Source organism: Sphingobium subterraneum (assembly GCF_014199435.1).
GTDB lineage: Bacteria > Pseudomonadota > Alphaproteobacteria > Sphingomonadales > Sphingomonadaceae > Sphingobium > Sphingobium subterraneum.
In genome coordinates, this window is record NZ_JACIJP010000001.1 from 731,823 (window position 1) to 747,016 (window position 15,194).

The 15,194-nt window shown below is 63.0% G+C and carries 12 protein-coding genes; 1 reads left to right on the forward strand and 11 read right to left on the reverse strand.

The window, feature by feature from the left end; genetic code table 11:
- Positions 1-212 precede the first annotated feature (212 nt).
- Positions 213-1,121, reverse strand: coding sequence for a LysR family transcriptional regulator (locus FHS92_RS03510; protein WP_246351819.1), 909 nt, complete (start codon positions 1,119-1,121; stop codon positions 213-215).
- Positions 1,122-1,339: 218 nt separating this feature from the next.
- On the opposite strand from FHS92_RS03510, the gene FHS92_RS03515 reads away from it, so the two are divergent.
- Positions 1,340-2,605 (forward strand): MFS transporter, encoded by a 1,266-nt coding sequence (locus FHS92_RS03515; protein WP_184077570.1) that lies wholly within the window; start codon positions 1,340-1,342, stop codon positions 2,603-2,605.
- Positions 2,606-2,671: 66 nt separating this feature from the next.
- Here the strand turns inward: FHS92_RS03515 and FHS92_RS03520 are convergent, their stop codons facing one another.
- The 10 genes from FHS92_RS03520 to FHS92_RS03565 form a co-directional block, all read right to left on the reverse strand.
- Positions 2,672-4,156 (reverse strand): aldehyde dehydrogenase family protein, encoded by a 1,485-nt coding sequence (locus FHS92_RS03520; protein ID WP_343056642.1) that lies wholly within the window; start codon positions 4,154-4,156, stop codon positions 2,672-2,674.
- A 79-nt stretch (positions 4,157-4,235) separates the two neighbouring features.
- Positions 4,236-5,261, reverse strand: coding sequence for a dihydrodipicolinate synthase family protein (locus FHS92_RS03525; RefSeq protein WP_184077572.1), 1,026 nt, complete (start codon positions 5,259-5,261; stop codon positions 4,236-4,238).
- An 81-nt stretch (positions 5,262-5,342) separates the two neighbouring features.
- On the reverse strand, positions 5,343-6,548 hold the full coding sequence (locus FHS92_RS03530; RefSeq protein ID WP_184077574.1) for an acyl-CoA dehydrogenase family protein: 1,206 nt from the start codon (positions 6,546-6,548) through the stop codon (positions 5,343-5,345).
- 48 nt (positions 6,549-6,596) lie between these two features.
- A complete protein-coding gene (locus FHS92_RS03535) occupies positions 6,597-7,376 on the reverse strand; it encodes an SDR family NAD(P)-dependent oxidoreductase (protein ID WP_184077576.1) in 780 nt (259 codons plus the stop codon).
- A 131-nt stretch (positions 7,377-7,507) separates the two neighbouring features.
- Positions 7,508-8,527 carry an NADP-dependent oxidoreductase gene (locus FHS92_RS03540; protein WP_184077578.1) on the reverse strand — a complete coding sequence of 340 codons (1,020 nt, stop codon included), beginning with the start codon at positions 8,525-8,527 and terminating at the stop codon, positions 7,508-7,510.
- Between the two features lie 420 nt (positions 8,528-8,947).
- Complete coding sequence (locus tag FHS92_RS03545) at positions 8,948-10,570, reverse strand: long-chain fatty acid--CoA ligase (RefSeq protein ID WP_184077580.1); 1,623 nt, start codon at positions 10,568-10,570, stop codon at positions 8,948-8,950.
- A gap of 172 nt (positions 10,571-10,742) precedes the next feature.
- Positions 10,743-12,161, reverse strand: a complete 1,419-nt coding sequence (locus tag FHS92_RS03550; RefSeq protein ID WP_184077583.1) for an aldehyde dehydrogenase family protein — start codon at positions 12,159-12,161, stop codon at positions 10,743-10,745.
- A 48-nt stretch (positions 12,162-12,209) separates the two neighbouring features.
- Positions 12,210-12,542: a hypothetical protein gene (locus tag FHS92_RS03555; RefSeq protein WP_184077585.1), complete on the reverse strand. Its 333-nt coding sequence runs from the start codon at positions 12,540-12,542 to the stop codon at positions 12,210-12,212.
- 26 nt (positions 12,543-12,568) lie between these two features.
- Positions 12,569-13,411, reverse strand: a complete 843-nt coding sequence (locus tag FHS92_RS03560; protein WP_184077587.1) for an acetoacetate decarboxylase family protein — start codon at positions 13,409-13,411, stop codon at positions 12,569-12,571.
- A 70-nt stretch (positions 13,412-13,481) separates the two neighbouring features.
- Positions 13,482-15,164: a dihydroxy-acid dehydratase domain-containing protein gene (locus FHS92_RS03565; RefSeq protein ID WP_221230873.1), complete on the reverse strand. Its 1,683-nt coding sequence runs from the start codon at positions 15,162-15,164 to the stop codon at positions 13,482-13,484.
- Positions 15,165-15,194: the final 30 nt, after the last annotated feature.

Sequence of the window (15,194 nt, forward strand, 5' to 3'; positions counted from 1 at the left end):
ATCTTGGGAGAGCGGTGGGAAGAACGGTCGCGTCCACCGGAAAGCGAACGATGCGTGGGAAATACCCGCCCCACAACGGTCGGGTCATGAACGGCCGACGCCGCAACACGCGCGTCCGCGCAGACCAGAAGCGCCCTTCCCGCCTGGAGACGAGCCGCTCCCTGATCGAGCCCGCTACGCACACCGCGTCGCAGGCCCTCGCTCTGCCGTCTTTAATCGGTAAGTGGGTCGTCCAGCGCGTGTACGCGTTCCCGCTTGTCGGCCATGTCCAGCACCATCGCGCGGAACCGGCGCCCTGCGGCTGACAGCGGCCGCTCGCGTGAGTTGCTGACGGTCCAGCTGTAGGACATATGCTTGATGGGCGAGCAGACGAACCGCCCGCTCTTCGCCAGTCCCCCGATCGCGCTTGACGGCAACGCCGTATAGCCAAGGCCGTCCCCGACAAGATCGACGAGCAGCGGGATCGAATTGACGTTCATGATCACGTCGAGCGAAAGGTTGAGCCGCTGTGCCGCATGATCGACAAGCAGCCGCATGCTGTTGGGCGGGCTGGTCAAAATGAGCGGCAGGGTAGACAATGTCTTCATATCGATCTGCTGCCCGGTCAGCTGCGATCCCGCCGCCCCCATGGCATAGACCTGATCCCGCTGAAACGGGTAGGATTCCAGAACCGTTTCGGGCTCCAGAATGCCGAATACGGCCACATCGACATGGCCGCTCAACAACCATTCGCGCAGTTCGATGCTGGTACTCACCCGGATGGTCAGTTCGACATCCGGATGGGCTTTACGATATTCGGCCAACAGGCGCGTCCCTATCACCTGCATCGACGGCGGAAGGCCGATGGCAAGTTCGCCGCGGGGAATATCGGCCTTGGCGACAAGTTCGTCGCGCGTCTGGCGAAATTGGCGCAGCAACGAGTCCACGCGCTGCGAGAGGATTTCCCCAGCGGGTGTCAGCTGAACGCCACGGCCGCTCCGTTCGAACAGGGTCACGCCAAGGTCGGACTCCAGTTGCTGAACATGGCGGCTAAGCGCCGACTGGGCAATGTGGAGATGTGCTGCGGCACGGTTGAAGCCGCCGTGATGCGTGACTTGCTGGAAGATCTCCAGATGTCGCATGCTCAAGCCGACTCTCATCTCAAATCCTACTCATTTTCGGAAACTGATCCAGATCTAGCATGGTCGAACCGGCTTGTCATGCCGCATCACGATCGCTTCAATCCTGCTTTTTCCATTGTATCACCGCGTGATGCTGGCACAGTTGCCGGAGCGACAGCGTGCGTTTCCGGATCGGCGCGAACGACTGATCGGACATAAAACAAACAGAGGGGATGAACATGACGGCTCAGAGCAGCAGTTCCGCATATCCGGCGTTCGGGAAGGATCCGCGCTGGGTTACACTGGCGGGCTGCTTCCTGTGCTACGGGTTCGACGCCGTGGATTTCATGGTACTCGCGCTCGCCCTTCCCGCCATCGTCAGCGACTTCGGCCTGACCCTTGGCGAGGCGGGGTTGATTGGCACGGCGGGCATGATCGGCGTTGGGCTGAGCAGCATGCTGTTGGGCTGGTATGCGGACAATCATGGCCGTCGCCCCGCACTGATCGCCAGTGTGCTCATCTTTGCGCTGTTCACCGTGGCGATCGCGTTCGCGCGTGGCTGGTGGGACATGATGATCCTGCGCCTGCTGGCGGGCCTCGGCCTGGGCGGCGTGTGGGGCGTCGTCTCCGCGTTTATCAACGAGACCTGGCCCCGCCAGTCCCGCGGGCGCGCCAGCGCGTTTGTGCTCAGCGCATGGCCTGTCGGTTTCATTCTCGCGGCGCTCCTCGCCCATCTGCTGCTTCCCGCCCATGGCTGGCGAGGGCTGTTCCTGTCGGGTGGGCTCGCACTGGTCGCGGCCATTTTCGTCCTGGTTTTCGTGCCGGAATCGGCGGTCTGGCGGGAGGAAAAGGCCAGACGCCAGAGTGCGCTGGGCAATCGTCCGGTGCCCCTGCAGGAGATCTTCACGGACGGCCGCTGGCGGCGCACCCTGCTCGCCACAGCGATCGCGGCGTGCGCGTTGACCGGCTATTGGGGAACGAACACCTGGCTGCCGACCTACCTCGTCAAGGAGCGCGGGCTGGATCCGTCCGCGATGACGACATTCCTCATCGTCATGAATATCGGCATGTTCGTGGGTTACCAGATCTTCGGGTTTGTCGCCGATCGGATCGGTGCGAAGGCGACCATCCTGCTCTGCTTCGCCGCGACGACGGTGCTTCTGCCAATCTACGCCATGATCCGCGATTTAACGCTGCTGCTGTGGTTCGGCCCAGTCGTCGCGCTGTTCTTCGCCTATTTCGGGATCTTCGGGACCTATTTTTCGGCGCTGTTTCCCGCGCATATCCGTTCCACCGGGGCGGGGTTCTGCTTCAATATCGGCAGGGGCGTTTCGGCCTTTGCGCCCTATGCCCTGGGCGAAATCGCGACATCGTTCAGCCTGTCGGTCAGTATCGCCCTGTGCGGCGTGTTCTTCCTGCTCGCCGGACTTCTGATGACGCTGATGCCGAACATGGCGACGGAAGATGGGCACGTCCAGCCAACCGGCGTCCCCGCGACCAGCTGACCGGCGGGCAAAAAAAGAGGGAGGCGTTACCGCACTCCCTCTTTTTTGTTCCGACCGCGCGGTGGATCAGTCGTTGTTGATGGTGACGGCCTTCTCGTAAAGGAAGCCCTCGACATGGTCGGCGCCGCCCTTCCACCCATAGCCGCTCAGCTTGCAGCCGCCGAACCCAACAGCGGGATCGACCATGCCATAGCAGTTTACCCACAGCTGGCCCGCCCGGATGCCGTGCATCATCCGCGTCGCGGTGCCGACGTCGCGTGTCCAGACCGCGCCGCCCAGACCATAATCGATGGTGTTGGCAAGCCGCAGCGCTTCTTCCCCGTCATCGAACGGGATGACTGACACGACCGGGCCGAAAATTTCCTCCTGCGCGACCCGCATGTCGTTTGAGACATTGTCGAACACGGTCGGCTCGACGAAAAAGCCGTTGCTGAGTTCTCCCGACAGGCGCTTGCCGCCCGTCGCAATGGTGGCCCCCTCGAACGAACCGATGTCGACATATTCGAGAACGCGGCACATCTGCCGCTCGGAAATCAACGGGCCAAGCTTGGTTTCCGCATTGAGCGGATCGCCAACCTTCAGCCCCTTTGCAAACGCCGCCATGCGCGCCACGAATTCTTCGTGGATCGACCGCTGCACGAAAATGCGCGTGCCCGCGTAGCAGATCTGGCCGCTGTTGTTGAACACGCCCATCGATGCGCCAGGCACCGCTTTATCAAGATCCGCGTCCGCGAAAATGATGTCGGGCGACTTGCCGCCCAGCTCCAGGCTCAGCCGCTTGATGTTCCCAGTTGACGCCTTGATGATTTCCCGGCCCGTGATCGTCGATCCGGTAAAGGCGATGCGATCGACATCGAGATGCGCCGCCAGCGCCGCCCCCGCTTCCGCGCCGCGTCCCGTAACGACATTGACGACGCCCTTGGGCAGGCCCGCCTCCATCAGCAATTCGGCGACCCGCAGCACGGACAGGGACGCTTCCTCGGCGGGTTTGAGCACGACCGTGCATCCGGTCGCGAGCGCGCCGCCGATCGTCCAGAACGCGCCGACCATCGGGCTATTCCACGGGATGATGCCGCCGATGACGCCCAATGGTGCCTTGAGCGTCATCGTCGTGAAGCTGCCGGGCAGGGAATTGGGGATCGTCTGGCCGCTCCAGCTCATCGCCTGGGACGCGAAATATTCGATCATCTTGAGTACGAAATTCTTGACGCCGGTCGAACGGGACACGGGCGCGCCCATGTCATATGTTTCGAGCAGGGTCAGCTCGTCACCATGGCGCTCCATCACCTCATAGATCCGCATGATGAGCCTGTGCCGCTCGCTCGGCGTGAAGCGGCTCCACGGCCCCTCGAACGCGCGCCGGGCGGCCGCAACGGCGAGATTGATCTCCGCCTGACCGCCCCGGTCGAGCGTCGCGATGACCTCGCCCGTCGCAGGGTTGAGCGTTTCGATCCCGTCCCCGGCGACCGATGCCACCCACGCGCCATCGATGAAATGCGTCTTGCGGCTGTCAGCAAGAAAAGGAAGGGACACTACCAAGCTCGTGCTCACGATCGAAATTCCTGTTGTTTGTCAGCTACCGGGACTGGCCAGTCCCACCCCGCCCACGGCTCACGCCATAGCCCTTAAGTCAGGCCGCGATGTCCTGCCCGCCCGTCATCGTCGCGATGCCGCATTCGTCGAACCGCGCCTTCACATAGGCCTTGTCCTCGTCGGTTAGCTCGCCCTGCGGATAGACGACGTGGCCGCCGACTAGCCCCTGCAACTCGAACCAGTATTTGGAGATCGACGCGAACTTGTAGCCGGTCAGGTGATGCACACAGTCGTGAAACGCCGCGCGGACGGGAGCCATCGAGTCATTGACCCGCTTCGCTTCCTCCAGCCGCCCTTCATCGACCAGGCGCACATAATCGTTCATCGGCTGCCACGCACGCGTCTGCATCAGCATCGGCACACCCGAAGAGATAAACGCGCGCTGGCCGAATTGCGTATAGTTGCGGAAAAACACGTCCTCGTTGGGGTCCGACACCACGATCCGGTCCGCGCACAGCTTCACGGTCTCGCCATAATGGCCCTTGTCGTTGCTGCCATACATGCCGTCGACGACATTCTTGAGCCCCACCACATTGGGCAGATCGGCGATGCGCGAGAGCGTCGCCGGGGTCATCGAATAGCCCTGCATCGCCATCTGGTTGAGGACGATGACGGGGATGTCGACCCGCTCGCAAATATATTCGAAGAACCGCACGACCGTGTCCTCGGACGGGGCCGAGCCCAGCATACCCGTGAACAGCCGGGGTGCCGACAGGCCGATGCAGTCCGCGCCCATCTCATCGGCGAACACCGCCAGCTCCAGCGCGTCCTCGATCACATCATCCATGATCGCGCAGATCGCGATATGGCTGGCGGTGCTTTCCGCCTGCGTGATTTCATAAAGCTGCTTGCGCTGCGCGGTCGAAATGCCGAGCTGTTCGCTCTGGAACCCGGCGACCCACTGGCCCTTGATGCCCAGCACGTCGCGCCAGTAGCGCAGGTTGGACACGAAACCCGCCTTATCGACCTGGCCATCCGCCGTGTAGGGCACCGGCGCCGCGCCGAAAATGCCGCGCAGGCGTTCCTGTCCCCAAGCTTTTGCATCATGCTTCGAGCGTTTCATATATTCCTCCTTCGCCTCGGGCACCGGATTTTCTGCCGCGCCCTCCCCTTTGGGGTCAAAAAGATCGCTTCGTGCTGCCGGTCAGAGCGGCATGAGCGGCGAGACCGACCGCTTGAAGCCAAGCGCGCTTTCCGCGATCCGCAGGCGGTTCGTCGTTGGGAACGAGACGTGGAACTGCACGAAGGAATCGCGCGCATATTTCTCGATCGGCATGCCGGAGATCACGCCCGCCCCGCCGAACAATTCCATGCCCCGCACGATCACCTTCTGCACCGCCTCGCCGACATTCATGGCCGCCTGAAGCTCGATCAGGCGGGGATCAATGCCGTTTTCCTCAGCCTCCGGATGGTCCTTCGCCCACGCCGCCTTCCAGATCAGCAGGCGCGCCGCCTCGATGGCGGTCGACATATCCGCAAGCGCCATGCCGGTTGCCTGATGCTTGACGAGCAGCTTGCCGCCGGTTGACCGCTCCTGCACGAACTTGAGCGTTTCGTCATAGGCCGCACGCGCCAGCCCCAGCGACATAGCCGCAATCGTGCCGACCGTCCCGACGTCATGGCGCCCCGGCTGACCGGGCGGCAGGATGCGCCCCTTGGGCACACGCACATTGTCGAAAAAGATCTCCGCATTGTCGCCGACGCGCCGCCCCATTTTCGACATCGGATGGCGCACCAGCCCCTCGGAATCTCCTTCGACCAGAAACGCCTGCGGGCCGGTTTCGGTATGCGCGAGCACCATCAGCAGCTTGGCCGTGTAGCCGATCGTCTGATAGTTCTTTGCCCCGTTGATGATCCATGTGCCGTCGGGCTGCTCGACCGCCGTAGTGCGAAACTTGGCATTGGACGGGGTATCCACCAGATAGTCGTACGACAGGTCCGTGTCCGGCTCATGCGCGGCAACCGTCATATGATAGAGATCGTCTTCCAGAAACTTGGGAAGGAAATAATCCTTCTGTTCCTGCGTCATGCGCAGGTCGATCCAGTCGCGCGCACGCCGCGCCGTCAGCATGAAATAATAGGCCGTGCCGATGTCACCCGCACCCAGCTCCTCCGCGATCAGGCAGGACGTCAGGTGATCGGAAATACCCGCGCCGCCATTCTCCTCCGACAGCACAAAGGTGCGGAAACCCAGCTGCGAACCCTGACGCAGGAGGTCGGTCGGAACGCGCTCTTCCCAGGTTGCCTTCTGATCGAGGATCAGCGCCGCAGGGGCGATCTCGTTCTGGGCGAAATCGCGTGCCATCTGCTGGAACGCCTTTTGTTCATCCGTCAGTCGAAAATCGAGCATGCAAAAACTCCAACACAATCTCTAAAAAAGCCGTCAGGCCCGCAGCGCTCAGAGGGCGCTGTAGCCGCCATCAACATTGATCGACGCACCCGTGACGAACGAGGACGCGTCGGACAGCAGCCAAGCCGCCGCCTCCGCCATTTCGGACGGCTTGGCGACCCGGCCGATGGGGTGCTTGGCCGCGACAAAATTGCGCACATCATCATTGCCGTCGATCAGCTTGAGGAACATCGGCGTTTCCGTGGCACCGGGCACCAGCACGTTGACGCGGATACCCTTGCCGCTCACCTCGGCGGCTGCGGCGCGCGTGATGCCGACCACACCATGCTTGGACGCGACATATTCGACCATATCGGGAAAGCCGGTGACCCCGGACACCGACGACGTATTGACGATCGATCCGCCGCCATTGTTCAGCATATGGCGAAGCTGGTGCTTAACGCACAGGAACACGCCGGTCAGGTTGACCGCAACCCCCTTTTCCCACTTATCCAAGGGGTACTCGTGCAGGGGCGCTATGCCCGTTTCCAGACCAGCGTTGTTGAACGCACCATGCAGGCCACCGAAGGTGGAAATCGCGAAGTCGACCATCGCGACAACCTCGTCCTCGCTGGTCACATCCGTGCGGATGAAGGCCGCCTTGCCGCCGGATGCCTGGATCTCTGCCGCGATCTCCGCACCGGCCTTTTCGTTGAGATCGGCGATCACGACCTTCGCGCCGCGCTGCGCGCACAGCAACGCCGTCGCCTTGCCCATGCCGCCCGTACCACCGGTGACGATGATCACCCGATCCGTCATTCCAACCTTGTCAAAGCCTGCAGTGCCCATCGTCGTGTCCTCTCCATGTTCTTGTTCATTGCCGGCTGACCGCCGGTCTGGTCGTGTTCTTGGATGTGCAGGCTGGCTGGCCCTGCCCCCGCCTCGAAAACCGCGGGGACAGGGCTCCAGGCCCGCCAGTATCAGTCGACCGTCAGCACGATCTTGCCTTGGATATGCCCGCCAGCGGCGCGTTCGTGCGCCTTGGCCGCTTCCGAGAGTGGATAGGTGCTGTCGATGACAACACGGATCTTGCCTTCGCTCAGCAGCGGAGCGAGTTCGGCAAGCTGCGCGCCGCTCGAACGGACCTGAGCCGCCGACACCGCAATATTGCGCTTCTCTGCCTCCTCGGCGTCGGCAAAGCCCATCGGGTAGACCGGGAACAACGCCCCGCCATCCTTGATCGTCTTGAGGAAGCGACCGGTCTTCTCGCCGCCGACACAATCGACAACCAGATCCACATCGCGCACGACATCTTCCGGCGGCGTCTTCGTGTAGTCGTAGAACTCGTCCACACCCAATTCCCGCAGCAGCGTCTCGTTTTTGCCGGACGCGGCAGCGAGGACGCGCGCGCCCTTCAGCTTGGCGACCTGGACCACGAAATGGCCCACACCACCGGCTGCGCCATTGACAAGCACCGTCTTGCCCGCGAGCGGAACCGGCTCGTGCGTGTGCGGCTGCAGCGGGTTGGGCTCATTATGGCCCAGCGCCACCAGGAACTGCCATGCAGTGAGCAGCGACATCGGCGCGCCGGCGGCATGCACATGGTCGATGCCGGACGGCTTGCGGGCGAGATGCGCGACGGGCACGTTCACATATTGGGCGGAAGCGCGGCTGTCGCCGAATACGCCCTCGGGAAAGCGGACCATCGAATAGACTTCGTCACCCACCGCGAAATCCGTGACGTCATCCGCAACCGCTTCGATCACGCCGGACACGTCCGTGCCAAGAATGAGCGGAAAATTGCCTTCCGGACGCCATTCGGGGGGAAGCGACTTGAACCCGTCGCGCAGATACCAATCGGGCGGATTGATACCCACAGCGTGGACGCGCACAAGCACCTCACCCGCGCCCAGCTCGGGCACCGGAACGTCGCCATAGCCAATGACTTCAGGGCCACCAAACGCGTTCTGCAACGCTGCCTTCATCAATTTTGCGGGCATAATCATTTCTCCATAACTCGTGAGACTGCTCTCGATCAGAACGTAGGCGCGATATATGGAGCACTGCTCCGTTTGTCAAACCAGAGCAGGCCGATAGGGCGCCTGCCCCTATAATCTCGCATGCCCACATACTGGTTCCCGTGACCGAACCGTCTCTTTTGCATCCACGCGCCGCTGTTTAGCACCGCGCCCGGACCGCCGTGCCAACATCTGTTTCGAACCAGACACTTAGGCCGGTCGCCACAAACCGCGACCCTGGCCAGCGCGCAGAAATATTTCTCAGACCCGGATAGTTATCGGCCAATCTCCAATATGGTCAATTGCAGAGCCAAGATGGGACCTATGCCAAGGTGAGATCGGTCGAGTGCATTCCGGCCGCCGTAAGAACGGAACGCGCCGGCTCGGCCAAAACGACCCGCCCTAGGCGAACCGGAGCGAGGAATACCGCTCCCGCAACACTTTCTTGTCGATCTTCCCGGTCGCGCCCAGCGGAATATCGTCGATGAAGCGGACTTCATCGGGAGTCCACCACTTGGCGATTTTCCCGTCGAGATAGGCAAGGATCTCGTCGGGCGTGGCGTCATGCCCCTCGCGCAGCTTGATGAGCAGCAGCGGTCGCTCATCCCATTTGGGATGGGGAATACCGATAACCGCGCACAGTGCGGCCTTGGGATGTCCCAGCGCGATATTCTCCAGTTCGGCGGAACTGATCCACTCGCCGCCGGACTTGATCACGTCCTTCGCGCGGTCGGTGACCTGCATATAGCCACGCTCATCGATGGTCGCGATGTCGCCCGTGTCAAAATAGCCCTCGTCGTCGAGGATATTGATGTCCTCCCGCCCGAAATAGCGGCCGACGATCGTCTCGCCCTTGATGTGCAGGCGACCCGGCGACGTTCCGTCATGGGGGACGCGGCCACCGTCTTCGTCGGTCAGCTTGATGTCGATGCCCGGCAGGGTCCGCCCCTGCTTCAGCGTGTAGCGAATGCGCTCGTCGAGCGGCAGCGCGGCGACAACCGTATCGGGCGCGGAAATCGTCGCGAGCGGCGAAGCCTCCGTCATGCCCCATGCATGCAGCACCTCGACCCCATGCTCCAGGAACTGGCGGATGATGATTTCAGGGCACACCGAACCCGCGACCATCGCGCGTTTGAGCGTCGTGATCTTTTTGCCGGTCTCGCGGCAGTAATTGAGCAGCCCCTGCCACACAGTCGGCACGCCCGCCGCAAAGGTGACCCCTTCACTTTCGATCAGGTCATAAAGCGTCGCGCCATCGACGCGCTGGCCCGGCAATACGAGCTTTGCCCCGACCATCGGCGCGGAATAGACCAGACCCCAGGCGTTGGCGTGATACATCGGCACCAGCAGCAGCACCGTGTCGCGCGCCGACAGGTCGAGCCCATCAGCCTGACAGGTGATCAGCGAGTGCAGATAGTTCGACCGGTGCGAATAGAGCACCCCCTTGGGATCGCCCGTGGTGCCGGAGGTATAGCAGAGGCCCGCCGCCGTCTGTTCATCGAAATCGCCCCAGAGGCATTCGGTATCGAACGGCGCGATCCACGACGCGAACCCGTGTACCGGGACGGATGAACCGGGGATCGCGACGACATCCTCGGCGTCGAAAATCACCACATGCTCGACCGACGGGCATCGGGGCAGGATCGCCTCCAAAATCGGCAGGCACGCACGATCGGCAAAGATCACCCGGTTGCCGGCATGGCCGACGAGATAGGCAAGCTGATCGGCCAGAAGGCGCGGATTGAGCGTGTGGCACACGGCCCCAATGCCGACGATGCCGTACCATGCCTCGAAATGCTGCGCGCTGTTCCAGCCCAGCGTGCCGATCCGGTCGCCCAACCCGACGCCGACGCTGAGCAGCGCATTGGAGACCTGCTTGGCGCGTGCCAGACTTTCCGCATATGTGGTGCGATGGCGGACTGCATCGCTGTCGTTCCAGACAACGTCCGTATGCGCGTACCAGCGCGCCGCGTGGCACAACAGCCCGTCAACGGTGAGCTGCCCCTTCTGCATCAAACCGAGCATCGTAATCCTCCCTTTCGAACCGCGCCCGCGCACGACCCGGCGGGGCGCCACGCCCTATGCTTCTAACAGATGCAGGGCGCTGCTGCATCCCGGCCGCCGCATGGAGCTGACTGGCCGTCGAGGGTTTCGGCGGACACCGTGCCGCCGAAACCCTTCTGCGACCCGAAGCCTGTCAGGCGACAGGTTCCTTCGAGATATTAATGACGGCCGTCTGCGAAAATTCAAGCATGCCGTCATGCCCGAGTTCCATCCCGATGCCCGACTGCTTGGCCCCGCCAAAGGGAATATGCGGCCCGAAATCGAGGTGCTGGTTGATCCACACCATGCCGCTGTCGATCTGGCGCGCAACATCATAGGCACGATCGACATCGCTCGACCAGACCGATCCGCCCAGGCCATATTCCGAGCTGTTGGTGCGCGCGAGCGCCTCGTTCACATCGTCGAACTTGATGATCGGCAGGATCGGCGCGAACTGTTCCTGATCGACCAGCATCGCCCCATCATCGATATCGCGGACGATCGTCGGCCGGATGAAATAGCCATCGCCCTCCACTGGCTCGCCCCCGGCGATGACACGGCCCTCGCGATGGGCGGCGGCAAGGAAGCTCTTGGCCTTTTCATATTGGGCGGCGTTCTGGACCGGGCCGATCTGCGTGCCCTGCTGCAAGCCGTCGCCGACGATGGCGGCATTGGCCAGCTTCGCCAGCTCCTCGCACAGCGCGTCGTAGATTGAGCTGTGAGCATAGACGCGCTTGATCGCGATGCACACCTGACCGGCGTTGAGAAACGCGCCCGAAAAGATGCGCGGAGCCGCGACCGATACATCAACATCGTCCAGCACGATGCTGGCATCGTTGCCGCCCAGCTCCAGAGAGATGCGCTTGAGCGTCGAGGCGGCCGCCGCCATCACCTTCTTGCCGGTTGCGCCGGATCCCGTGAACGAGACCTTGGCGACATCGGCATGGTCAGTCAGCGTGGGGCCCAGATCGTTGAGGTCCGTCACCACGTTGAACACGCCCGCCGGGAAGATATCCTTTGCCAGATGGCCCAGCATCAGGGACGTCACCGGCGTCGTCGGCGCGGGTTTCAGAACGAACGTGTTGCCCATCAACAGCGCGGCGGGAAATTTGAACGCGGCGAGCAAGACCGGGAAGTTCCACGGCATGATCGCAACGACGACGCCGACCGCCTTGCGATGCAGCTCCACCCGCTTTGTCTCGTCATCCTGCAGGATTTCGACGGGCACGTCGATCGTGTTGAAATGGCGGATGAACACCTCGGTAAAGGCGATTTCGGCCGCTGCCTCGGTCAGCGGCTTGCCCTGTTCGCGCACCAGCATCCGGGTAAGCGCATCGGCATTGGCGTGGATCGCGTCGGCGAAGGCCGTCATATACGCACGGCGCTCGTTCAGCGACAGCGCCGCCCAGCCCCGTTGCGCTGCCTTTGCCGCCGCGACTGCATCGTTCGCCTGCCGCACGGACCCGCGCGGAACGGTCATGAACGGCGCACCCGCCGCCGGATCGATCACGTCCATGGTGGCATCGCCGTCGACGAGTTCGCCGCCGATTAAAAGTTTCAGATCCTCAAACATCTGTGCTCTCCTTTCAGGGCGCCGTCACAGCGCATATGCGTAGGGATATCAAAGCTGGGTCGCCGCGCCAATCATCGCCGCCGCACCCACGAGCAGGCCGATTTTCGTCATCGAGGCTGTCTCGTGGTACACGGTGATGCCAATGACGAGCACGACCAGCTGGAGCGTGATCGTAACGATGGGCGTGAGCATGCTTAGCTCAACGCCATTGTTGATCAGCCGGGCGAATACCGCGAAGCTCAACACAAAGCTCACAATGCAGATCACCGTCGGCCACAGCGCCGTAAACCCGCGCGTGGCGGGCAGCAGCGACAGGCCCAGTGCCTGACCAACGATGACGAACGCGAACGACGCAAGGGTCGGAAGTGTGAGTGCAGGCACGGCATGATCTCCTAGTATGTCTGGTTTCAGGTCAGTATTTTCTGTTCGGTGAAGTCGAGATAGGTTGTCCCTTCCATCGCCAGGGCGTCGAGCGTGGAAAGCTGTTCCAGCGCGGCGAGCTTCTGGACGATGTGATACTGGGTGGGCATGTCCTGCCACTGCGGGATATTGAACCGGATGCTGCCGGTGCCCTGCTTGACCGTCGGGGCGGGCTGCGGGTCACGGGTGTTCGACAGGCCGGGGACGGGCGACAGCGTCAGATAATCGGCGTCTGCGACGTCCCACTGCCCGCTGCGCGGAATATATTTGTGGGCGATGATCCCCGCCGCCACGCTCGAAGAGAAATCGGCGACCACGTCCGCCGCGGCGGTCTCGTTGCAGGCCAGATCCATCTCCGCGAAGGTGAAATGTTCCCAGCTTGCGCGGATATGCGTCTCGTCTTTCCAGCGGCGCGGGTCGGGCAGTTGCGCGGCGAGCTTGGGATGGCCCAATTGCTCGCGCCCGGTGATGATCGGGTCGCCCATATTCTCCCACATCACCGCGCAGAACACGCCATCGGTCTCTGCGCCCGAACCGGCGTGCGTAACCGGGATCATCAGAGAAAGAATATTATACCCGCGCCCCGCCAGCCAGGGGATGTCGCGCAGGCAGAAGAAGTGGAACTGCGCCATAGGTTCCCCGCGCAGGGTGACATCCTTGGGCAGCAGAGCGCCCAGCTGGTCGGCGCGGGTCAGGAACCGCACGATATGACGGCTGAACCGGATGGGACCGGAACGGAAATCGGGATGCTCCGGCGCCTGGCGTGGCCCGCCCGCAACCCCGAAGGTCGTCGGCATGATACCGATGGTCGTGCTGGAAGGTGAAGTCATATCATGTCCCATCAGGTTGATGGACCGGCTGTCGTCGCGCCGGTCCGCAATTCGCAAAAAATTCAGACCGTCATCGGTACGAGTGGGTCGGCGCACCCAAATGGGTCGGGCCGACAACGCGCGCGTATTTCTCGCCCACACCGCCGCCGCTCCAGAACTGCGGGGGTGGGAGATTGGCACGGCGACGCGCGATTTCCTCGTCCAACACCTTGAAATCGATGGTGCCCTGCTGCGCGTCGATCCGCACGATGTCGCCATTCTCGACCAGCGCCAGCGGTCCGCCCGCATGCGCCTCGGGCGAGACGTGAGCGACGCACAGCCCTCCGGTCCCCGCCGGCCAGCGTCCGTCGGTGACGAGCGCCACATCCCGGCCCATACCACGCTGGCGGATCGGGATCGGCGCATCGAGCATCTCGCGCATGCCCGGGCTGCCACGCGGCCCTTCACCCCGCACGATGATGACCTCGCCCGCGCTGAATTCGCCCGCCGCAATACCCTTGCGGGCCGCCGCGTCGCCATCAAACACCCGCGCGGGGCCTTCGAAGACCAGCACCGGAATATCGGCAGTCTTCACGATGCAACCATCGGGCGCGAGATTGCCCTGAAGAACGACGAGGCCACTGTCCGGCTGAAACGGATCATCGCAGGAGCGAACGATCTTTCCGTCCGGTGCCGGAGCATCGGCCAGCGCTTCGGCGAGCGTCCGTCCGTCATTGGTGGGCGTGTGCGGATGGAGCAGGCCACCGTCGAGCAGCGCCTTGAACACCACCGGCAACCCACCGATCCGGTCCAGATCGATCAACGCATGCGGACCGTTCGGGATCAGGCTGGTGATGCGCGGGGTCCGCCGCAGAATGTCGATCATGTCCTTCAGCTCGAACCGCACGCCCGCTTCATTGGCGATCGCCGGAAGGTGCAGCAGCATGTTCGATGATCCGCGCATCGCGGCGACGACGGTCACCGCATTTTCCAGACTTTCGCGCGTGACCCAGTCGCGTGGGCGCGGTCCGCCTTCCATCAGCAGACGCACCGCATGCTCGCCCGCCTTCCGCGCCAGCGCGATACGCTGCGAATAGACCGCCGGGATCGACGCCGTGCCGAGGGCGGAAAAGCCCATGACTTCGGCACACGCCGCCCCGGTGCTCGCGGTGTTGAGGCCGGGGCAGGTGCCGACGGACACCATCGCATCCCGGTTGAGCGCCTCCAGCTCGTCTTCGCTCATGTCGCCCGCAAGCGTCCGGTCCATGTCACCAAACACGCGGTAGAAGTTGATCGGCTCGCCCTTGCTCCAGCCGCGCAGGGCCGCGCCGCCATGGACGTAGACGCCGGGAATGTTCACGCGGGTCAGCGCCATCAGCATGCCGGGCACAGTCTTGTCGCACGCACCCAGAGTTACCGCCGCATCATAACGCTGTCCCTGGAGAACCAGTTCGACGGAGTCGGCGATGACCTCGCGGGAGATCAGGCTGAATTGCGGCCCTGTCTCATGCACCATCGTCCACACGTCGGAGATCGACACCGTCGAGCATTCGCGCGCCGTTGCCCCTGCGACCTCCACGCCGACCTTGGCCGCCGCGGCCTGTGGCGCGAGCGACATGACGCAGGGGCTCACTTCCGAATGGGTATGCACCACCCCGACGAACGGCTTGTCGATCGCCTCATCGTCAAGACCGGTCGCGCGCAGATGCATCCGGTTCGCGACGCGCATCGGACCTTGCAGCGCGGATCGGGAGCGCTCGGCAGGGTTCGTCATTGTGTTCTCCTGAGCGCACGCATGAGACGT